Annotated in this window: 14 protein-coding genes; 3 read left to right on the top strand and 11 right to left on the bottom strand. The window is 59.3% G+C overall.

Translation table 11 applies throughout. The annotated features are described in order from the left end of the window. Position 1: 1 nt before the first annotated feature. From MGEO_RS12415 to MGEO_RS12375, 9 genes are all read right to left on the bottom strand, one after another. Positions 2-2,110 (bottom strand): TRAP transporter permease, encoded by a 2,109-nt coding sequence (locus tag MGEO_RS12415; protein ID WP_085638056.1) that lies wholly within the window; start codon positions 2,108-2,110, stop codon positions 2-4. 65 nt (positions 2,111-2,175) lie between these two features. Continuing rightward, positions 2,176-3,186, bottom strand: coding sequence for a TAXI family TRAP transporter solute-binding subunit (locus MGEO_RS12410; RefSeq protein WP_085638053.1), 1,011 nt, complete (start codon positions 3,184-3,186; stop codon positions 2,176-2,178). Positions 3,187-3,306: 120 nt separating this feature from the next. Further along, positions 3,307-4,644 carry a sigma-54-dependent transcriptional regulator gene (locus MGEO_RS12405; protein ID WP_085638050.1) on the bottom strand — a complete coding sequence of 446 codons (1,338 nt, stop codon included), beginning with the start codon at positions 4,642-4,644 and terminating at the stop codon, positions 3,307-3,309. Further along, the gene (locus MGEO_RS12400; protein ID WP_085638047.1) at positions 4,637-6,391 is read right to left on the bottom strand and encodes a sensor histidine kinase; all 1,755 of its coding nucleotides are present in this window, start codon (positions 6,389-6,391) and stop codon (positions 4,637-4,639) included. Before MGEO_RS12400 ends, MGEO_RS12405 begins: the two co-directional genes overlap by 8 nt. 52 nt (positions 6,392-6,443) lie before the next feature. After that, positions 6,444-9,614, bottom strand: coding sequence for an efflux RND transporter permease subunit (locus tag MGEO_RS12395; protein WP_085638044.1), 3,171 nt, complete (start codon positions 9,612-9,614; stop codon positions 6,444-6,446). A gap of 3 nt (positions 9,615-9,617) precedes the next feature. Beyond that, positions 9,618-10,742: an efflux RND transporter periplasmic adaptor subunit gene (locus tag MGEO_RS12390; protein ID WP_085638041.1), complete on the bottom strand. Its 1,125-nt coding sequence runs from the start codon at positions 10,740-10,742 to the stop codon at positions 9,618-9,620. 129 nt (positions 10,743-10,871) lie between these two features. After that, positions 10,872-11,762 carry an alpha/beta fold hydrolase gene (locus MGEO_RS12385; protein WP_085638038.1) on the bottom strand — a complete coding sequence of 297 codons (891 nt, stop codon included), beginning with the start codon at positions 11,760-11,762 and terminating at the stop codon, positions 10,872-10,874. A gap of 2 nt (positions 11,763-11,764) precedes the next feature. Beyond that, a complete protein-coding gene (locus tag MGEO_RS12380) occupies positions 11,765-12,844 on the bottom strand; it encodes a tartrate dehydrogenase (protein WP_085638096.1) in 1,080 nt (359 codons plus the stop codon). A gap of 92 nt (positions 12,845-12,936) precedes the next feature. Then, entirely contained in the window at positions 12,937-14,010 is a 1,074-nt protein-coding gene (locus tag MGEO_RS12375; protein WP_085638035.1) for a tartrate dehydrogenase, read from the bottom strand. A 128-nt stretch (positions 14,011-14,138) separates the two neighbouring features. Here MGEO_RS12375 and MGEO_RS12370 point away from each other — a divergent pair, with 128 nt between their 5' ends. The 3 genes from MGEO_RS12370 to MGEO_RS12360 all read left to right on the top strand — a co-directional run bounded on the left by MGEO_RS12370 (position 14,139) and on the right by MGEO_RS12360 (position 18,648). Then, positions 14,139-15,053: a LysR family transcriptional regulator gene (locus MGEO_RS12370; protein ID WP_085638032.1), complete on the top strand. Its 915-nt coding sequence runs from the start codon at positions 14,139-14,141 to the stop codon at positions 15,051-15,053. 176 nt (positions 15,054-15,229) lie between these two features. Continuing rightward, entirely contained in the window at positions 15,230-16,213 is a 984-nt protein-coding gene (locus tag MGEO_RS12365; protein WP_085638029.1) for a TAXI family TRAP transporter solute-binding subunit, read from the top strand. Positions 16,214-16,362: 149 nt separating this feature from the next. Continuing rightward, a complete protein-coding gene (locus tag MGEO_RS12360) occupies positions 16,363-18,648 on the top strand; it encodes a TRAP transporter permease (protein WP_085638026.1) in 2,286 nt (761 codons plus the stop codon). A gap of 43 nt (positions 18,649-18,691) precedes the next feature. On the opposite strand, the gene MGEO_RS12355 is transcribed toward MGEO_RS12360, so the two are convergent. Beyond that, entirely contained in the window at positions 18,692-19,684 is a 993-nt protein-coding gene (locus tag MGEO_RS12355) for an aldo/keto reductase (RefSeq protein WP_085638024.1), read from the bottom strand. Positions 19,685-19,778: 94 nt separating this feature from the next. Beyond that, positions 19,779-20,675 (bottom strand): UTP--glucose-1-phosphate uridylyltransferase, encoded by an 897-nt coding sequence (locus tag MGEO_RS12350; protein WP_085638021.1) that lies wholly within the window; start codon positions 20,673-20,675, stop codon positions 19,779-19,781. Positions 20,676-20,744: the final 69 nt, after the last annotated feature.

The raw sequence follows: 20,744 nt of genomic DNA, 5'->3' as shown, positions 1-20,744 counted from the left end.
GTCAGACCGGAACCGTCACCTCGGGTCTTTTTCCGAACCGAATGTTGAAGATCAGCAGGGCGACCACGGCTGCGACACCAGCAAGATTCACGACGATCTCTCCGGGCCAGAGGCATACGAGGCCGGCAGTCAAACACAGCACCCGCATGATCAGACCAAACGGGCGCTCCATGCAGCCCTGCAACCCAGCAGATAGAGCATAGACACCAAAGACACCAAGGACGAAGACCTGGATCATCGCCGGCCAATCTCCCGACAGGAATGGTGTGTAAGCGAACAGAACCGGGATGATGTACAGGCCTTTGGCAAGCTTCCAACTTGCGACCCCTGTGGCCATCGCCGGAGCCTTGGCAATCGCCGCTGCCGTGAAGGCTGCAAGGGCAACCGGAGGTGTAACGTTGCTGTCCTGCGAGAGCCAGAAAATGATCATATGCGCCGATAGCAGCGCGCTGGTCGCGACCGCAGGCGGCACGACCAAATCTCGCAACGGTGCCGCAATCTCGAGCGGAAGCGACTGGATCAGTCCGGCGGCTTCAGAATAGGTCACTTCGCGGCTCAGCAATTCGATCTGATCGGGAACACCGAACATGAGAACCGCCTTTGCTGCTTCCGGCAAAGCACCTGCTGCCATCTGCGCAATCACGAACTGGTCGCTGATCATGCCAGACAAGGCAGGCGCAGAAAGTGTCGCCAGAACGATATAAGCCGCAGTAACGGGAAGGCCCATGCCAAGGATCAGGCTGGCCAAGGCGATCAGGATAAGGGCGACCATGATGTTGCCCCCCGCCCAGCTTGTGATCATCAGGCTGAACGTGTTGCCTATCCCCGCAGTGGCAATGACGTTCACCACCAATCCAACCGAACACAACAGAACCGCCGTCAGGACCATACCCTTCGAGCCCATGACGAAAGCCTCGAACACGGCTTTCGGTCCCATTCGGTTCTTTGTCAGCCAACTCGAGGCGATGACCGCAAGAATACCAAAGACCGCTGCATAGGTCGGCGTAAATCCAGCGACCAGCAGACCGATGAGTGTGCAAATCGGAATGATGAAGCTGGCGCCACCTTCCCTGAAAGCAGAGCCAAGCGTCTGACCTTCATCCGGGATCGGCTGAAGATTGTTCCGACGCGCTTCGATCCGGACAAAGAAGGCGACCGACAGGAAGTAGAGCATCGCCGGTAACGCCGCGACAGCGACAATGGTTTCATAAGGAATCTGAGTGAAACTCGCCATCACGAAGGCGCCCGCGCCCATAATTGGCGGCATCAACTGCCCACCGGTCGAAGCCGCGGCTTCAACTCCACCCGCGAATTTTGGGGCAAAGCCGGCACGTTTCATCAGGGGGATAGTAATCACGCCCGTGGATGCGGTGTTGGCCACCGCTGACCCCGAAATCGTGCCTGTCAGGCCAGAGGCGATCACCGCCACGATCCCCGGGCCGCCGACCAGTTTGCCCGCAACAGCCCGGGCCATGTTGATCACGAACTCACCGGCTCCAGACCGCAGCAGGAACGCACCGAAGATGATGAACAAGAACACATAGGTCGACGATATTCGTGCGATCGTTCCAAACATCGCGTCATCGCCATAGATCGACCGGAACGCGACGGTCTCGGCGCTAAGGCCTGGGAAAGAAAAGACGCCACCGACGAACTGGCCCCAATAGGCTACATAGCTCAGCGAGAGGATGATCAGGATGGGAATGATGATGCCGGCGACACGGCGTGTCAGCTCGATTGCACCTACAATTGCGACAGATGCGGCGATCCAATCCGCGGTCGAGAATTTTACGCCTCGGTCGTAAATCGCGTTTTCAGCCTGAGCGAGCCAGACGGCAGACGCCGCAACCGAAATACCCAAGGCAAAATCCAAGGCGAGCGGAGCAGTTCTGCCAGAGGACCCCCGCCACATCGGATAAAGCAGGGCCGCCAACATCGCGAAACCAGCAAAGTGAAACGCGTTGCGTTGAAGTTCGGACAGCACCGGATCAAAGGCTACGTAGATATGGCCAACCGCGATCACGAAACAGATGACCGACAGCGCCTTGTCCGCAAGCCCATCGAATGAACGGAGTCGTCCTCCGTCCTCGTCTTCTTCAGTCTTTGACATGGCCCCACCCAAACGTCAGAGAACCAGCCCACGTCACAGACGCGGGCTGGCTGAATTCGTGTGGATTATTTTGCGATCAGACGATCAGGAATGTCCAAGCCGACTTCCTGATAGTAGCGCAGCGCACCAGGGTGCAGCGGCAGCGGCAAACCTGCAATGGCACTCTCGATGCTCATTACCTTGGTTGCCGGGTGGATCGCCTGCAGGAACGGCAGGTTCTCATAGATCGCCTTGGTCAGCTGGTAGACATGCTCTTCCGGGATGTCTGCATTGGTGGCAAGGAAGTTCGGCTGTGCAACGGTCTGCACGTCCGCGTCCTGACCGGGATAGGAACCGGCCGGAATTGTGTACGGCGTCCAGAGGCCTCGATCCGAGTCGGCCTTTGCCATTTCTTCTTCAGTGAGGCTCAGAAGCGTGACACTGTCACCTGCCGATGCCATCAGTTGGCTGATCGCGCCGACCGGAACACCGCCCGGTGCACCGATGCCCTTCACCTGCCCGTTCTGCAGCGCTTCGGCCGAGGGGCCATAGCCGCCGTAGACCAGCTCGTAATCCGTGTCGATGTCGACGCCGAAGCCGGACAGGATGGTGCGGTTCGAACCGATAGTGCCCGAGTTCTGCGCGCCCATCGCCATGGCCTCACCCTTGAGAGCAACCATGTCGGCCAGTGTACCCGTAGTTGCGACGTCGGAAGACACGATGAAGTGCTCAACGTTCTGCCAGAGCATCGAAACAGACCGCAGGTTTTCCTGCGGGCCGACCTCGGCAATCGGTCCGGTTCCAGTCGCGGCATAGTAGCCGAAGAGACCCTGAAGAATGCCGAACTGGGCTTCGTTTTCGCGCAGCAGCCGGATATTTTCACCTGACCCGGCCGAACTGATGGCCGACATACCGATCTTCTGTTTCGGCTCGAGCTTCACCTTTACCAGCGTCGACAGAGCCACGCCCACCGGATAGTAGGTGCCGCCAGTCGATGCGGTTGTCAGTACGTAATTTCCACCTTCGTCCTGCGCATGCGCAGCGATGCCGGAAAGAGCAATGGTCGCCGCGAGTGCGACGGTCTTGAAGTGTTTCATGTAGTCCTCCCCATATGCGCACTTGAACGGCGCTGATGAGAAGAATAGCGCGAAAATCACATTTCGGTAGGAAACAATCCGCAGGTTAGCGACAACAGGCCTTGCGGAAATCCGCAGAGATCAATCGAGCAGCTTGGATTTCTCCAGACCCAGCTTCACGATCTTGTCGTTCAGCGTTCTGCGGCCAATACCCAGCGCCTCTGCCACTGCGTCCATGCGCCCTCCGTGGTTCGAGATGGCCTGAGAGATCAGCGTCTTTTCAAAACGGGCGACCGCTTCGCGCAGAGTGGCTGGCACATCGTCTACCAGGTCGTCCGTACGCAATGCTTCAGCGACGGAACCCCCACCACGGCGCGCCGCCAATACCCGACGTTCAGCGACATGGCGCAATTCGCGTACGTTGCCGGGCCAGCTATGTGCCAATAGCGAGGCTGCATCTTCTGCCGTCGTCTCAATGGGTCCGATCTCGTAGGTCTCACAGAGCTGCGACACGAAATGCTGATAAAGAAGGATGATGTCGTCGCCACGGTCAATCAGCCGGGGCAGACGAAGTTCAAAGGTGTTCAGCCGGAACAGGAAATCGGCGCGAAATGTGCCAGCCTCGACCAATGGTCCCAGATCCTCATTCGTCGCTGCAACGACACGCACATTGGTCTGCACTTCGTCATCGGAACCGACCGGATGGATTACGCCTGTCTCAATGGCGCGCAAGAGCTTGGTCTGCACTTCGATGGGGCAGGCAGTAACTTCATCAAGGAAAAGCGTACCTCCGTCCGCCTTCCGAAAACTTCCGCGCAGTGTCTTCGCTTTGCCAAACACCTGTTCCTCGACCCGGTCCGGCGCAAGCGTCGCGCAGTTGATGGCAACGAATTCATGGTCCCGTCGCGGTCCCAGACGATGCAACGCCCTCGCCACCAGTTCCTTGCCGGTTCCGGTTTCCCCTGTGATCAGAACGGGACCGTCCGACATCGCCAGATCCACGGCTTCAGCCTTCAGTTCCGCAACACGAAGGTCGCTGCCCAAAAGCACCCGATCCAGACCAGACAGCGAAACAAGCTGTTCCCGCATCCGTTTGGCCATATCGGTCAGTCGATGCTGTTCTGCAGCATGTCTGAGCACCGTCAGAAGCCGCCTCGGCTCGAACGGTTTTTCGAGGAAGGAATACGCACCGTTTTGAATCGCATCCACGGCCATCGGTATGTCACCATGCGCCGAAATGAGCACCAGTGGCGGAGCAGGACGGTTTTGCATCTCGTCCAGCAATTCCAGCCCGGACATGCCCGGCATGCGAACGTCGGAAAGAACCACATCCGGCGATGTGGCCTCCATTCTCGACAGGGCCGTCTGAGCCGCTCCCACCGCCTCGACAGACCAGCCTGAGCGTTCGAGAAGCACGGCAAGAGATTGCCGCATCTCGGCATCGTCATCGACAATCAACACACGAAACTTGTCAGGCATCACTGTCATCCGGTTTCGGAAGCGCAATCACGAAAAGAGCTCCACCATCTGGTCCATTCTCTGCGTGAAGCGTTCCCCCCATTTCGTTGATGATCTGCCCCGAAATGGCAAGCCCAAGCCCCATTCCCTTTCCAGACGGCTTTGTGCTGAAAAACGGTTTGCTCAGATCGGCGATATCAAGGTCACCCAGCCCATGCCCATTATCTGCCACCGAAAGGATCACGGACCCTCTTTCTTCTCTCATGGTCAGCTTAACGGCACCTTCATCATGGTCTTGCGTGGCATCAATCGCATTCCGCAACAGGTTCACGATCACCTGTTCAAATCTTTCCGGCCGGCCCCGCACCCGAACCTGTGCTTCGGGCAGAGACACCTCAATACGAATTCCCGCTTCCCGCGCCGTATGCTGCACGAGTTGCAACGCGGCATGCACGGTGTCCTGAACCGGAAACGAGGTCGGAGAGGACGCCGACGTGCGCCCGAACAGACGCAACTGATCCACGATGCGCTGCATCCGATCGACCAGCCCTGACAACTGCGGCCAGAGCGCGTTAGGCTCTGCGTTGGCAGCGATTTCTTCGGCCACGAGGTAGTTTCGCATCGCCGAGATCGGTTGACCGAGTTCATGGGTGATCGAAGCTGACAACTGACCGAGCGCAGCAAGCTGTTCTTTCTGGGCAAGCTCGGTGCGGGCCGTTTCCAGCTTCTTCTCCGCAATCCGCCGCTCCTCGATCTCACGCGTCAGGCGCTGACGGTCCGCATTGGAGATAGCCAGAGCATTCCGCAGCTGTGTCGCCCGGTAAACCGATGCCGCAACCGTCAGGAGCAACAGCGTCATCAAGCCGCCTGCCACATACAGCAGAGCTTGCCTCCGCGAATTGCGGACCTCGGACAAAAGGTGGAGCGACCAGTCTTCCTCCTCGAGATATGCCCTCGTCCAGACGTAGGCCGTGCCATCCAGCCGCGCGCGACGCTCACTTTCCGGAGTCCAATCCAGGGGGAACAGTGTCTTGTCCCCGAACTGCTGCTGCTCTTCCAGTGTCTGGCGCTCGAAATCCGAAATAGGTGACATGTAACCGTAGATCAATTCAGGGTCCGAACTGGCAAGAACGACGCCTTGCTCATCTGCGACCAGCACGAGTTCACCATTGCCAGACAAGGCACGGCTCAGATCATCGAACCCGATCTTGACCGTGACGACACCATGAATCGTGCCGGCGGAATCCCGCACTGGTTCGGCAATGAAATACCCCGGGCGACCGGTCGTGACTCCGACCGCGTAGTAACGGCCGGACTCGCCAGCGAGAGCATCGCGAAAATAGGGGCGGAACGTGTAGAAATTACCAACAAGGCTGTCCCTGTCGCGATAATTGGAAGACGCCACTGTCTTGCCGTTGACGTCCAATACAAAAACAAACTCGGCACCCGCTCGCGCCGCAATGTCGGCCAGGATCGGGTCAAGTTCTGCGGTGTCCCCGGTGATCAGAGCATCCAGCGTGCTTTCGTCGATCGACAATACATAAGGCAGGTGTTCCAACCGCGTCAGTGCATCGTCAATCGAAGACGCGAAAAACTGCGCGCGTTCCGGAGTTGTCGCCGCTTCGCTGCGCAGAAAGTATGCCGCAAGCGCGAGATAACTCCCGACCGCGATCACGCACAGACCGACAACGGCAGCCACAAGAAACACCCCACGCCGTTGCGGCGGGTCACCGGACAGGGTGGGATATCTGCTCAGCGTGTCGGTCATGCTTCGACCTATATCGAAGGATGACCAACAAAGTCAGCGATAAATCCGGACGTCACTCCGCAGCCACAGGTTCAGGTCCGGCGTCGGCTTCGGACGGTCGTGCAGCCAACACCAATCGCAGAAGCGGTGGCACGGTCAACAGCGTGAGGAAGGCCGACATCGACAGCCCCCCGACAACCACCACCCCAAGCCCGCGATACAACTCGGACCCGGCACCGGGGAAAAGAACCAGAGGCAGCATCCCGCAAACCGATGTCAGCGTAGACATGAAGATCGGTCTGATACGATTGCGCGTCGCCTCCTCGATGGCATCGACGGGAGACATGCCTTCTTCGCGCAAGAGGTAGAGAGACTGATGCACGATCAGAATCGCGTTGTTCACCACGATCCCAACAAGGATCACGAAACCCAATAGCGTCAGCATGTCCAAAGGTTGCGTACCGATCATGTTCAATACGGCGAGCCCGCCAACGCCGCCAGCAGCGGCCACGGGAACAGAGATCATAACGACCAGAGGAAGGACAAATGACTCGAACAGCACCGCCATCACGAGAAAGACAATCACCATCGCAACCGCGAGGTTGATCTGGATTGCGTTCCACGTCTGAGACAGCTGATCCGCAGTCCCGGACACCGACATGCGGACGCCGGGGGGCAGACCCTGTTCTTCCAGCGCGGCGATTACGTCAGTTTCCAGCAATTCAACGGCCGCTTCCAACGGCAAAGCATCCGAAGGGCGCACTTCCAGAGTAATGGTCCGCAGGCGCTCAAGGTGCCGGATTTCGGTTGGCCCAGCCGTTACGCGCACCTCCGCCAACTCAGAGACCGGCACGATCCGCCCTGTCGGCGTGACCACCGGGAAACTGCCGACATCCTGTGTGCGCAGACCACTGAGCACGGTACTGTCGCCCTTCAGTGTCAGATCAAGCCGCCGGTTGCCAACATTGATCTCTGCCACGCGCAGGCCGTCGTTGAACGCATCCACTGTCGCGGCAAGGTCCTGAGTGGTCAGACCGGCATCCGCCAGACGGATGCGGTCAGGGATCAATCGCACTTCGGGTGCGCCCAACTCGAGACCGGGAATGGGCCGGAACTGGTGTCCTTCTGATCGCGGCAGCAGCTGCCCGATGGTACCCGCCGCTTGACCGGCGACACGCAGGATGTCTTCAAGCTCGTCGCCAGAGATGTTCAATTCGATGGTCCGACCACCCCCCACACCACGTCCGAACAGGGAAGGTTGGGTCATGAACCCGAAGGTCCCCGGTTCGGCAAAGATCGGGCGCGAGAGGATCGGGATGACCTCAGCCACACGGCTGCCATCGACAGCCGCCGCACCGACGAAACTGTTGCCCGGTGTGGCGACAAAAAAGAACGACTCCAGCGCCGGTTGGCCGTCCTCGGTTTCGGAGGCCGGGGCTGCATCCCACATCGGTTCCGCGACCGCCTCGATACGCTGGGCGATGGTTTCCGTGGTCTCGAGGTTGTAGCCCGGTGGCGGGATGATCAAACCGAAAACCAGGTTACGGTTTCCCTCGGGCAGGTATTCCAGCTTGGGCAAAAACGTCCAAGCAGCCACCGCTGCACCTGTCCCGATCGCGGCCACCATTACCAGACCAGCCGTACGGAAGCGCACGGTGAAACGTACGTATTTCATGATGAGCCATGTAAACCCGCGCCCGAAATGGTCGATGCCGGGAAGCCCCAGCTTCTTGGTTTCCCCGCCCTTGAGCAACCGGCTCGACAGCGCTGGAATGACCGTCACCGCCACCACCAGCGACAGCAGAACAGACACGGATATCGCCACCGCGATGTCGCGGAACAGCTGCCCCGCTTCGAGCTGCATAACGAGGATCGGGATGAACACCATGACCGTTGTCAGCGCAGACACAAGGATTGCGCCCCACACCTGCTTGGCGCCGATATACGCGGCCTCGCGCCGGGGTTTGCCCTCTTCCCGCAATCGGAAAATATTCTCGAGGACCACAATCGCGGCGTCCACAATCATGCCGACTGCAAACGCGATCCCGGCCAGAGAGATTACATTAAGCGTCCGCCCCGTGACGGCCATCGCCACGAAGGTCGCCACGATCGACACCGGGATCGCCATACTGATGACCAGTGTGGCCCTTGGGCTGCGGAGGAAGATCAGCAGAACCGCGGCCGCCAGCAAACCACCGATCCAGATATTCTGCGTGACGAGATCAATTGCGCCTTCGATATAGATCGTCTCGTCATAAACCTGCTCAAGCGTCAGACCGTTCGTCGCAACCGGACCCGCCTCAAGTTCCGCTATGACAGCCTTCACCTCTTCCATCGTCGAAATAACATTCGCACCCTGTTCGCGCACGATGTTGAAGGCCAGCGCCGGTTCGCCCCGGAACCGGAGCCTTGCTGTGTTTTCCTTGTAGGCAAAGCTCACATCCGCGACATCGCCGACGCGGACGCGGCCCAGTGCGCCATTGGTCCCAAGGCTCTGGCTGCGCAGAACAACACTGTTGATAGCCTCGATGGTGTTCAGGTTACCATCGGCGCGCACGGTGTAGCGGCGTTTGCCTTCTTCCACGTCACCAGCTGAAATACTGATGTTCTCGGCCCGCAGCCGCTGCACGACCGCAGGGATCGTCAGGCCCAGCCGCGCGAGTTCCTCCGGACGGATCACGATCTGCAACTCACGGGAGACACCGCCGAACACATTGACGGTAGAGACCCCGTTCACCCGCTCAAGCCGTTCCTTGACAACGTCTTCAACGAAATCGCCGTAGGTTGGCAGCGGACGTGTGTTGCCCTCCTTCGCTTTGACCATCACCCAGGCGATTGGGCTGTCATCAGACCCGGAAGTGTTCAGCGTCGGTTCTCCGGCCTCGCTCGGATAGCCACCCACGCGATCCAGACGGTTCGACACCAGCAGAAGGATGTCGCCCATGTCGGACCCGATGGCGAATTCTAGCGTGACCGATGCCTGACCCGTGCGGGCGCGGCTGGTCATGATCTCTAGCCCTTCAAGCCCCCGAAACGCGTCTTCCTGCGGATTGATGATCTCTCGTTCGATCTCGGCAGGGGCGGCGCCAGGCCATGTGGTCTCGACCACAACCACCGGCTTGCGGACGTCCGGCGCCAATTGAACGGGAATGCGGCTGAGCGCCAAAGCGCCAAACAAGACGGCCATGATGACCACGGCCATCACAGCGATAGGGCGTTCGATGGACGCGCGTATGAGGTCCATGGCTTAACCGTTGCTCCCGGGTTGTGCAGATTCCTGCGGTGGGCCTGACGGCGCAATGTCCTGCCCCGGACGCAATCGCTCGTTCCCTCGAACCACTACTTCGTCGCCTTCCGTCAAGCCGGACAGAACCTCGAAGGAGTTGTTGAGAGCGGCACCAATTTCGACATTGCGCGGCATAGCCTTGCCGTCCTGGTTGACGAAAACGCTCCAACCGCCCTGTGCCTGCACCAAAGCATCCTTGGGCACGACAAGCACCTCGCGCGGGGCGCTGACCGGAACATCCAGTGTCACGGTCTGTCCCACTGCGATAGCCATGTCCGTGCCTGCAACTTCAAACCGGACAGGGCGCGTACGTGTGGCGGCGAATTCGGTCGGAAGAATGGCCCTCAGTGTCAGCGTGACCGTATCCCCAATGTCTGTTGTGGCGGTTACCGGCTGATCCACACGCAACGCCGAGACATAGCGCGCGGGCACATTCGCTTCGATCTCAAGTGCGCTTGTGTCGATCAGCGTCGCCACCTGACTGCCCGACGCGATGAACTGGCCGACCTCTGTCGTGACATCAAGGACAACGGCGTCAAAAGGGGCCCGCACAACCGCATTGTCGAGGCGGTAGCGCGCTTGTTCGACAGCGTTCTGCGACGCCTGAATACGCGCCAAAGCTTCCTGCTGTGCGCCGCGCGCCTCGGCAAAATCGCTGGCCCGTTCCTCGAGTTGCGCCTCTGCAATGGTCGAATTCTGGCGCAGGGTCTCGGCACGGCGGAACGCTTTTTCCGCCCGGTCCAAGCGCGCTTCGGACACGGAAATACCGGCCCGCGCAATGGCAATCTGCGCTTCGGCCTGAGCGAGTTCGATCTCAAGAAGTTCCGTATCGAGCCGGGCCAGGATGTCACCCTGTGCAACGCGGTCGCCGACCCGCACCGGAACCTCTTGCGCCACACCGCCGACTCTCGCGGCCACAGCGCTTTCGCGCCCGGCAACAACCTCTCCAAAGACAGATACCGTTTCGGCCATGGTGCTCGTTGTAACCATAGCTGTTGAAACGCCAGCCGGACGCCCCTGCGCTGCGGCAAGAATAGGAAGGCTTGTCAGAAATGCGAACAAGGCAACGCGGGCAAAAGCACGCATGGCGGGACTCCTTTTCGTATCGGCTCAATGCCGCATCGCAGAACTTAGCACGTCTTTGCGGAAAGGCAGGGCCTGACGCACAAACAGACCCCGCAGGGAACTCGCGACACGTTCACTCAATGATACGCATTAACGCGGAAGAAAGGCCAAAAGCTCGGACATGAGGTCTTCAGGAGCTTCTTCCGGGATGGCATGGCCGCAGTCCAACGCTCTTCCCCGAACATCAAGCGCCTTGTCCCGCCAGGTTTGCAAGACATCGTAGGTTTCGCCGACAACCCCTTTGGCGCCCCAGAGCGCCAAGAGCGGCACTGCGATGCGGCGATCACAGTCAGCGCGGTCATGGTCGAGGTCAATGGTCGCCGCCGCGCGGTAATCCTCGCAGATTGCATGAACTGTGGCTGGGTCCCGGTAGGTGCGCAGATACTCAGACAGGATCCGGTCACTGACCGCACCTTCGGTTTTCACCTGCCCCGCGATATGGCGGCGCAGAAAGTATTCCGGGTCCCGACCGATCATACGCTCGGGCAAATCCTCGGGCTGAATCAGAAAAAACCACCAGAAATACCGTGTGGCAAAGGCCTGGTCGGTTCTCTCGTACATGGTCAGAGTGGGCGCAATGTCCAGCACTACCAATCGATCCACCATTTCTGGATGATCCAGCGCCAAGCGATGCGCAACACGCCCGCCGCGATCATGCCCGACCACTGCAAACCGTTCGTGGCCCAGAGCACGCATGAGCGCGACCTGATCCTTGGCCATCTCACGTTTGGAATAGGGCAGATGGGGAGCGTGGCTTTCTACTTTTTCGCTGTCGCCGTACCCGCGCAGATCCGGCGCCACAACCGAATAGCCCGCCTTCACCAAACCGGGCGCGATCTTGCGCCAGACGACATGTGTCTGCGGGTGACCATGAAGCAAAAGCACCGGCGGTCCGTCTCCGGCGCTGGCGCAGTGGATGCGCAAGCCGTTGACGGTCTCATCTCGAAGCGTGAACCCATCCAGAAAGCGCGAGGCGGTCACACTCAGACACCGTCCAGAAGGGCGTCTGCGATCGCGGTGCCGCAGGTAACAGTGTCGGCTTCTCCGCCTAGATCGGCGGTGCGCAGCGCATCTTCGGCCAGCACAACCTCAATCGCGCGGACGATGGCCGCAGCGGCTTCTGGCTGACCTAAATGGTCAAGCATCATCGACGCCGCCCAAATCTGACCCACTGGGTTGGCGATGCCCTTGCCCGCGATATCGGGGGCCGACCCATGGACCGGCTCAAACAGCGACGGGAACCGGCCTTCGGGGTTGATGTTGCCCGACGGCGCGATCCCGATTGTCCCGGTGCAGGCCGGACCGAGATCGGACAGGATATCGCCGAACAGGTTCGAGGCAACAACCACATCAAACCAGTCGGGGTGCAGAACGAACTGCGCGGTGAGAATGTCGATATGGTATTTATCTACCTTTACGTCGGGATACTGGCCCGCCATCTCCTGAACGCGCTCATCCCAATAAGGCATGGTGATCGAGATACCGTTCGACTTTGTCGCCGAGGTCAGGTGACCACCGCGGGACCGGGCCAGGTCAAAGGCGTATTTCAGGATACGGTCGACACCGATCCGGCTCATCACCGTTTCCTGAATGACGACCTCGCGGTCCGTACCCGGGAACATGCGTCCACCGATAGAGGAGTACTCCCCTTCGGTGTTTTCGCGCACGATCATCATGTCGATGTCGCCGGGTTTTCGACCGGCGAGTGGCAGCGGCACTCCGGGCATCGCGCGTGCCGGGCGCAGGCTCACATATTGGTCGAACTCGCGCCGGAACTGGATCAGAGATCCCCACAGTGACACGTGATCCGGAACGATCTCGGGCCAGCCGACTGCCCCGAAAAAGATCGCGTCACTTCCCGCAAGTTGATCTTTCCAATCAGGCGGAAGCATCTCACCGTGCCTGACGTAATAATCGGCGCTTGAGAAGTCGTGTTCCCGATAGTCGAAACCAAGATCGAACCGCCGCGATACTGCCTCCAGGACGCGCACGCCTTCAGGGGTGGTTTCCTTGCCGATCCCATCTCCGGGGATGACCGCAATTTTGAAGCTGTTTTGGGTCACGAACCAGATCACCTTTCGTGAGAACGCGGCACAGAACGCGCCGCCTCATTGAGATATATCCTCCTGGCCCGCAGAGCCAAGATCGGTCAATTTCAGGTGTTGTCTCCCCGGATCGCCTCGCACACCGCATCGGTCACTTCCCTAGTCGTGGCAGTCCCGCCCACATCCGGGGTGAGTATGCCTTCGGAGCAGACCTTTTCGACCGCCCGCATCAGCCGTGCTGAGGCATCGGGTTCACCAAGATGATCAAGCATCTGGCTGGCGGTCCAGAACGTGGCCACCGGGTTGGCGATCCCCTTGCCGGTGATGTCAAAGGCTGAGCCATGGATCGGCTCGAACATCGATGGGTACCGCCGTTCGGGATCGATATTCGCTGTCGGGGCCACACCGAGGGAGCCCGCCAACGCACCAGCCAGATCGGACAGAATATCGGCATGAAGATTGGTCGCCACGATCGTGTCGAGAGACTGCGGATTCTTCACCATGCGCACAGTCATCGCATCGACCAGCATCTTGTCCCATGTCACATCGGGAAACTCCTGCGCGACCTCTGCTGCGATTTCATCCCACATGACCATTCCGAACCGCTGCGCGTTCGATTTGGTGACAACGGTCAACAGCTTGCGCGGACGCGACTGCGCCAGTTGGAACGCATAGCGCATGATGCGCGTCACGCCCACGCGGGTGAAGATGGACACCTCAGTACCTACTTCTTCGGGCATGCCCTTATGCGCGCGGCCGCCGTGGCCCGAGTATTCGCCCTCGGAATTCTCGCGCACAATGACCCAGTCCAGATCACCAACGTCGACTCCGCGCAGCGGCGATGTCACACCGGGAATGATCTTGGTCGGACGCACGTTCGCGTACTGGTCAAAACCTTGGCAGATCGGCAGGCGCAGCCCCCACAACGTAATGTGATCCGGCACATCCGGTGCACCGACGGCCCCGAAATAGATCGCGTCAAATGGCTTGAGCTGCTCCAGCCCGTCCTCGGGCATCATGATCCCGTTCTTCTTGTAGTAGTCCGACCCCCAATCAAAGGAGGTCACATCGAAGCGCACATCCCCGCTCCTTTGCGCCAGAACGGACAGAACCTCGCTGCCTGCATCGATTACCTCCGGTCCGATGCCATCTGCGGGAATGGCAGCAATTCTGTACGTCCGCATTCTTTTCTCCTGATTGTTGGTCCGGCGGATACTCTGTTCAGCCGGTGGTTTGGCTGGACAATCGCAACTTGACCTGACCAAGACAACGCGCCAGAGATCATATAAAAAAATGAAATAATGGTCGCTTAATGGAACTACGTCAGCTGCGTTGTCTTGTTGAGGTCGCGGACACGCTTCATTTCGGGCGCGCTGCGCAGAACCTCGATATGCTGCCCGCGTCGCTGGGCCGGCAGATCAAGATGCTTGAAGAAGACCTAGGCACCCGCCTTCTGACACGCACGACACGCAGCGTAGCGCTGACCGAAGCAGGGCGGCAGTTCGTCGATGCGGCACGAGATATCCTGAACCAGGCAGATCGTCTCGAAGCGGCCTTCCGTGAAAACAGACCGGAGCAGACGCCAATCCTCCGCATCGGGGTCATCGACAGCGCCGCTGCCGGGTTGATGCCCCAGCTCCTGCCGCATTTCCGTGAGGTGCATCCGGATATCGACGTGGAGCTCCTCGAACAGAAGACCATTCGCCTCCTCCCGCGCCTTCTCTCGGGTCGCCTTGACATCGCGATCATCCGATCGCCCGAGGTAAGAGACTCCCGACTCGAATACCAGCACCTGTTCTATGAAACCGCTGTCGTGGCCGTACCTGAAACCCACCCGCTTGCAAAATACTCCTCTGTCACGGTCGAAGACATGGCAGACGAACCCCTGATCGTCCCCGAACGGACCTCTCGACCACACAGTCACGACCTCACCATGAAACTCTTTCTCGAAGCCGGTCTGACCGCCCGCGTTGCTCAGATCGCCGAGGAGAAACAAACCATCGTCAGCCTTGTCGGCACAGGGATTGGTCTGGCCATTGTACCGCGCTGGGCGTCGAGACTTGCGGTCGGCGGGGTTACATTTGTCCCACTGGACCTCCCTTCTGGCGCAGCCAGAAACCGGTTGGATTTGTCCGCAGTATGGGTTCGTGACGTGCGTCATCCTGCGCGGGATTCGTTCCTTACAGTCCTTAAAGAGCGTCTAAGCAGCATCGCGGACACCGCGTGACCAACTCACGATGGATTGTTCAAAATTATTGAATAATCAGAACCCCCGAAACCAAGGTCTTTTGTCTTGAACTGATGAAATCCTTGCCTGTAGCGTAATTCCATGCGTCGCGGATCAGTCCGCCAGGGAAAGCAAGAACATCTGCGCCTGACGAACGCGCACAGTGGAGGAAAACAATGAAATTTACCGCTTTGACAGGGGCCGTTGTGGTCGCTGCCTTTACGGCAACCATGTCCGTTGCTCAGGACCGCACCGGCTGGCCGGAAAGCTTTACCGTTGGCACAGGTTCGCAGGGGGGCACCTATTTCGGCTACGGTTCCGGCTGGGCCGGTATCGTGTCCGAAGTTCTGGGCGTTTCGGGCGGTGCCGAAGTCACCGGTGGCCCGATGCAGAACATGGCGCTGGTGCATACCGGCGATCTTCCTTTTGGCATGACGACCATGGGACCGGCGGCGGAATCGATCGCAGGATCGAACCCGATCGCGCCCGGTCTGCCGATGACCAATGCCTGCGCGATGTTCCCGATGTACCAGACACCATTCTCGGTGACCGCACTGTCCTCGTCCGGCATCACTTCCATCTCGGAAATTCCGGACGGCGCGCGCATCGGTTTCGGACCGGCGGGATCGACCTCCGACACCTATTTCCCGCGCATGATGGAAGAGCTGGGTGTCAATTTCGAACGCCGCAACGGCGGCTGGTCCGACCTCGGCGGTCAGCTTCAGGACGGCCTGCTCGACGTGATCGCGTTCGCTGCTGGCGTCCCGGTTCCGGCCGTGTCGCAGCTTGAGGTGCAGACCGATATCAACATCATCGAGTTCACCGAAGAAGAGCAGGCGAAGATCACGGCGGCCTTCCCGGTTGCGAATTTCGAAATCTCGGCCGATGCCTACACCACACTCGAAGCTCCGGCGCGCTCGGTGTCGATGTGGAACTTCGCAATTGCAAATTGCGATCTTCCCGAAACTTTTGTCTACGAAGTGGTCAACGCAGTCATGTCCGACAACGAGCGCATGGTGAACACACACCGCGCAGCACGCTCCACTCTGCCGGAGTTCTGGGACCGCAATACCGTGATGAAGTGGCACCCGGGCGCGGCGCGCTGGTTCACTGAAAACGCCGGAGCCGAAATCGCCGCAGACATGATCCACGGTGGCTGAGCCACAAGAACTGCCAATGACGCGCTTTCGTCATTCGTAGCAAAACATAACGCTGGCCGTGCCCGACTTGCGGGCGCGGCCTTTTTTGAACGATGATAGCGAAAAGGTATCGCCAGAATACCGACGCTTCAGCCGGGGGGAACCATTCCATGACCGATCCAAAGACCGCGCCGATTGACGACGAACCCGACGCGCCGGTTCTCGCAGAAGGCGTTGATGAAGAACCCATCGAGAGCAATCGCCGCCTTTTCTCAGGACGCGCGTATCTCCTCATGGCGGGCCTTTCGACATTCTACGCGGCCTTCCACATGATTGCGCTCAACGGCGTGTCAATATCGGCTTGGACCGGGCTCGATCTGCCGTTCCTGCCCCAGTTTCCGCTCGAAACCTGGAATTTCCGGATCGCCCACATCGCAGGTGCGCTGGCGCTCGGCTTCCTTCTGTTTTCGGCACATACCTTTTCGGACGACGGCCCGCCCCATAAGGAAACGAGGGCAATCTCCATTCTTGCGGCCATTTTGGTTCTGCCGGCCCTCGTTTCTGGCGTCACCGCGATCGGGTTCCTGAACCTCATCAATTCGGGCACACTCCCCGAGATGGGCGGCCTGACGACCTGGGCCGCGTTCCCCGGAACCGAGATCTATTCGAGCGAGGTCTGGTGGTTTGGAACCCCGCTCCTGATCGCCACCTTCGGAGCAATTTTGACCGGATGGTTCGAACGGCGCGGACGGGAGCTTTTCGCAGCGTCCGACGTGGTTCTCGCTCTTTGTGGTCTTGTCGTTGCCATCTATCTGATCGGCATCTACGGAACGGCGGCCCGCAATTCGGTTGGTACGCCCTTTGTCCCTATTGGCGTGGCCTTCGCGGCGACAGCTGGCTCCGCCATGATCCTTGAACTCACGAGACGAGTCGCAGGACTGGCGCTTGTGATCATTACAGCCGTTTTCCTTGTCTATACTTTCACGGCGCACCTGCTTCCCGGCATCCTTGCCGTGCAAAGTGCCTACAGCTGGCAGCGGTTCTTCGGCCACGTCTATTCCGACGCCGGTATCCTTGGACCGACCACGGCGGTGTCATCGACCTACATCATCCTGTTCATCATCTTCGCGGCTTTCCTGCAGGCGTCCAAGGTGGGCGACTACTTTGTGAACTTCGCCTTTGCGACAGCCGGACGCGCACGGGGGGGACCTGCCAAAGTGGCGATCTTCGCATCCGGTCTGATGGGAATGATCAACGGAACCTCCGCAGGAAACGTGGTTGCCACAGGCTCACTGACGATCCCGCTTATGAAAAAGGTGGGATACCAGAAAAAAATCGCGGGCGCGGTCGAAGCGGGCGCGTCCACAGGCGGTCAGATCATGCCGCCGATCATGGGGGCGGGGGCCTTCATCATGGCCGAGATCACCGGCATCCCCTACACCGACATCGCCATTGCCGCGATCATCCCCGCGGTTCTCTACTTCGTGTCGATCTACTTCATGGTGGATTTCGAAGCGGCCAAACTGGGCATGCGCGGCATGCGCGAAGACGAGCTTCCCAAGTTCAACAAACTCGTGCGGCAGGTCTATCTGTTCATTCCAATTCTGATTCTGATTGCAGCGCTGTTCATGGGCTATTCCGTGATCCGGGCAGGCACTCTCGCAACCGTCGCTGCGGCTGTGGTGTCTTGGTTCACACCCAATCGGATGGGCCTGCGGTCGATACTCAAGGCGTTCGAACTGGCTGGCATCATGTCGATCCAGATCATCGCTGTCTGTGCCTGCGCCGGTATCATTGTTGGCGTGATTTCACTGACTGGCGTGGGCGCACGCTTCTCGTCCGTGCTTCTTGATCTTGCCGGTGTCAGCCAGCTTCTGGCGCTCTTCTTCGCCATGTGCATCGCGATCCTGCTGGGGATGGGGATGCCGACTACAGCCGCCTATGCAGTGGCCGCGTCCGTCGTCGCACCGGGGCTGGTGCAGCTGGGGATCCCGCAACTGACCGCGCATTTCTTCGTGTTCTACTTTGCGGTGCTGTCAGCCATCACGCCACCGGTGGCGCTGGCCAGCTATGCGGCAGCGGGGATTTCCGGTGCCAACCCGATGGAAACCTCTGTCGCATCGTTCAAGATCGGCATCGCCGCCTTCATCGTGCCGTACATGTTCTTCTACAACAGCGCCCTGCTCATGGACGGCACATGGTTCGAAGTTCTTCGCGCCGGTGTGACGGCAACCATCGGGGTCTTCCTGCTCAGCTCAGGCGTTCAGGGCTGGTTCCTCGGGGGCCGATCCGCCTGGTTCCTGCGGGTTGCGTTGATCTTCGCCGCGTTGTTCATGATCGAAGGCGGTCTGATCACCGATCTGATCGGAGTGGGTATCGCTGCTGCAACCTTCTTTGTTCAGAAGGTCGTTCACGCGCGTCCGGATGCCACGATCCCTGTACGCGGCGCCGATTGATCCCGAACAGGTCCGCCCACGCAATCACGCGTGGGCGGTATTATCAGCAATACCGCTCGGGGCCGGCCCATTGCGCCGGTGTGTAGCGATCGCCATGTGCCCATCCACTGGGCAGGATGGTCTCGATCTCGGCCATCATCTCATCTGTGAGATTCAGGTCAGACCCGGCAGCACAATCGGCCAGATGCTCTTTGGTGCGTGTGCCCGGGATCGGAATGATATGGTCCCCGCGCGCAAGACACCACGCGATGGCAAGTGCCGAAGGCGTGGTTCCGTGATCCGCCGCATAGGCCTTGAACCGGTCGATATAGGGCAGATTGAAACCGTAGTTCGGCTCTACGAAACGCGGTGTGTTTCTGCGCAGATCATTGTCGGCGAAGCGGGCCGGGTCAGGCGTTGCATCAGTCAGCATACCTCGCGCAAGTGGCGAATACGCGACGAGTGCGACACCAAGTTCCCGACAGGTGCTATGCAACCCCAGGTCAGGTTGGCGCGACCAAAGAGAATACTCACTCTGCACGACATCAACCTGACCAACCGAACATGCCCGCCGCAGCGAAGCCGGTGCAATCTCGGAAAAACCGATCCCACCGATCTTCCCCTCCTGCTTGAACGCCAGCAAGGTTTCCATGACGTCCTCGATTTCAAGGTCTCTGTCGCGACGATGGATGTAGAACAGATCGACATGGTCCACGCCCAACCGTTTCAGGGACCCATGCAATTCGTCGCGCAGGTAGTCCGGCTTGTTGTTGAAGCCACGGTTGCCGTGCTCGCGATCCCTCCAGATCCCTGCCTTTGTGGCAATCGTGAATTTCGAGGCATCGCCCTGAATGAAAGAACCGATCACCTGCTCGGACAGACCGAGCCCATAGATGTTGGATGTATCGAGGTGATCCACACCCAGATCAAGCGCCGCAGAAAGCGTATCATGCGCCTCTCGTTCGCTGGTGCCGCCGTAGGTGCCTGCAAAGCTCATGCAGCCCAGACCGATTTCCGACACCATTTTTCCCGATGACAGCAACTGGCGTTTCTTCACAGAAGACCTCCGCAAATATCTTGTCCCGGACGCGCAGCGCCCGCGCAGATAACATCATGCGCAGGCGGCAAGGGAAAGATGACTTGACCGCTTTTTACGCTGCAACAGCACGGCGACCTTCTGCAAGACCACGCGCCTGCAAGATCGCCAGACATTCTGGGTCGTCCATGGCAAGTTCAAGCGTTGCTTCCAGCATCCCTGCCTTTGAACCACAATCGAACCGTCTGCCGGAGAATTGAAAGCCACCAACCCCGAATTCCGACGCACCACGGGCAATTGCATCTGTAAGCTGAATTTCTCCACCAGCTCCTGGCACCTGTGTAGCGAGTGCCTCAAAGATGTTGGCATCGAGGATATACCGTCCGACCACCGCCTGTCGGGATGGTGCATCCTCGGGTTTGGGTTTCTCGACCATGCCGTCTGCTATCACGATGGACCCTTCTTTTCCAGTCACAGACAGGACGCCATACCGGTGTACCCTGTCCTCCGGAACCTCCATCGTCGCCACAAGATGTCCAACCCGACCGGTAGTATACGCTTCGACCATCTCACTCAGACACCCCTGCCGACCAAGGATCAGATCGTCCGGCAAGATCACAGCCACCGGACCGGGCAGGACGTGGTCCTTTGCGCAAGCGACCGCATGACCCAAGCCCTTAGGTTCGGTCTGCATCACAAATCGAACATCGTCTTCAACCGGGTTCAGCGCGGCGTCGGATAATGCCTCTGCGACATCATCCTTTCCCCGAGCCCGCAGCTCGCGCGTCAGCCGGGCGTCTTCCATGACATGACGCTCAATAGCGGTCTTGGACGGATGGCTCACGAAAACAAGCCGCTCAATCCCGGCGTCGCGCGCCTCATCCACGGCATATTGAATAAGAGGCGTGTCCAGAACGGGCAAAAGCTCTTTGGGCGTGGCCTTTGTAGCTGGCAAGAAACGGGTGCCAAGGCCTGCAACGGGGAAGATTGCGGTGCGCACGTGACGGTTCATCGAAAAGTCCTCGTTTGACAAAAAATCATGTCTTCAACGCGCCTGGATCGCAAAAGGTTTCGCAGATGC

Source organism: Marivita geojedonensis, from assembly GCF_002115805.1.
GTDB classification, from domain to species: Bacteria; Pseudomonadota; Alphaproteobacteria; order Rhodobacterales; family Rhodobacteraceae; genus Marivita; species Marivita geojedonensis.
This window is presented reverse-complemented; position numbering and strand designations above follow the sequence as displayed.

Excerpts from the sequence above, each read along its gene's own strand:
- MGEO_RS12400 (WP_085638047.1), bottom strand. The coding sequence starts at position 6,391 with ATGACCGACACGCTGAGCAGATATCCCACCCTGTCCGGTGACCCGCCG.
- MGEO_RS12415 (WP_085638056.1), bottom strand. The coding sequence starts at position 2,110 with ATGTCAAAGACTGAAGAAGACGAGGACGGAGGACGACTCCGTTCATTC.
- MGEO_RS12365 (WP_085638029.1), top strand. The coding sequence starts at position 15,230 with ATGAAATTTACCGCTTTGACAGGGGCCGTTGTGGTCGCTGCCTTTACG.
- MGEO_RS12390 (WP_085638041.1), bottom strand. The coding sequence starts at position 10,742 with ATGCGTGCTTTTGCCCGCGTTGCCTTGTTCGCATTTCTGACAAGCCTT.
- MGEO_RS12370 (WP_085638032.1), top strand. The coding sequence starts at position 14,139 with ATGGAACTACGTCAGCTGCGTTGTCTTGTTGAGGTCGCGGACACGCTT.
- MGEO_RS12410 (WP_085638053.1), bottom strand. The coding sequence starts at position 3,186 with ATGAAACACTTCAAGACCGTCGCACTCGCGGCGACCATTGCTCTTTCC.
- MGEO_RS12405 (WP_085638050.1), bottom strand. The coding sequence starts at position 4,644 with ATGCCTGACAAGTTTCGTGTGTTGATTGTCGATGACGATGCCGAGATG.
- MGEO_RS12375 (WP_085638035.1), bottom strand. The coding sequence starts at position 14,010 with ATGCGGACGTACAGAATTGCTGCCATTCCCGCAGATGGCATCGGACCG.
- MGEO_RS12350 (WP_085638021.1), bottom strand. The coding sequence starts at position 20,675 with ATGAACCGTCACGTGCGCACCGCAATCTTCCCCGTTGCAGGCCTTGGC.
- MGEO_RS12395 (WP_085638044.1), bottom strand. The coding sequence starts at position 9,614 with ATGGACCTCATACGCGCGTCCATCGAACGCCCTATCGCTGTGATGGCC.
- MGEO_RS12360 (WP_085638026.1), top strand. The coding sequence starts at position 16,363 with ATGACCGATCCAAAGACCGCGCCGATTGACGACGAACCCGACGCGCCG.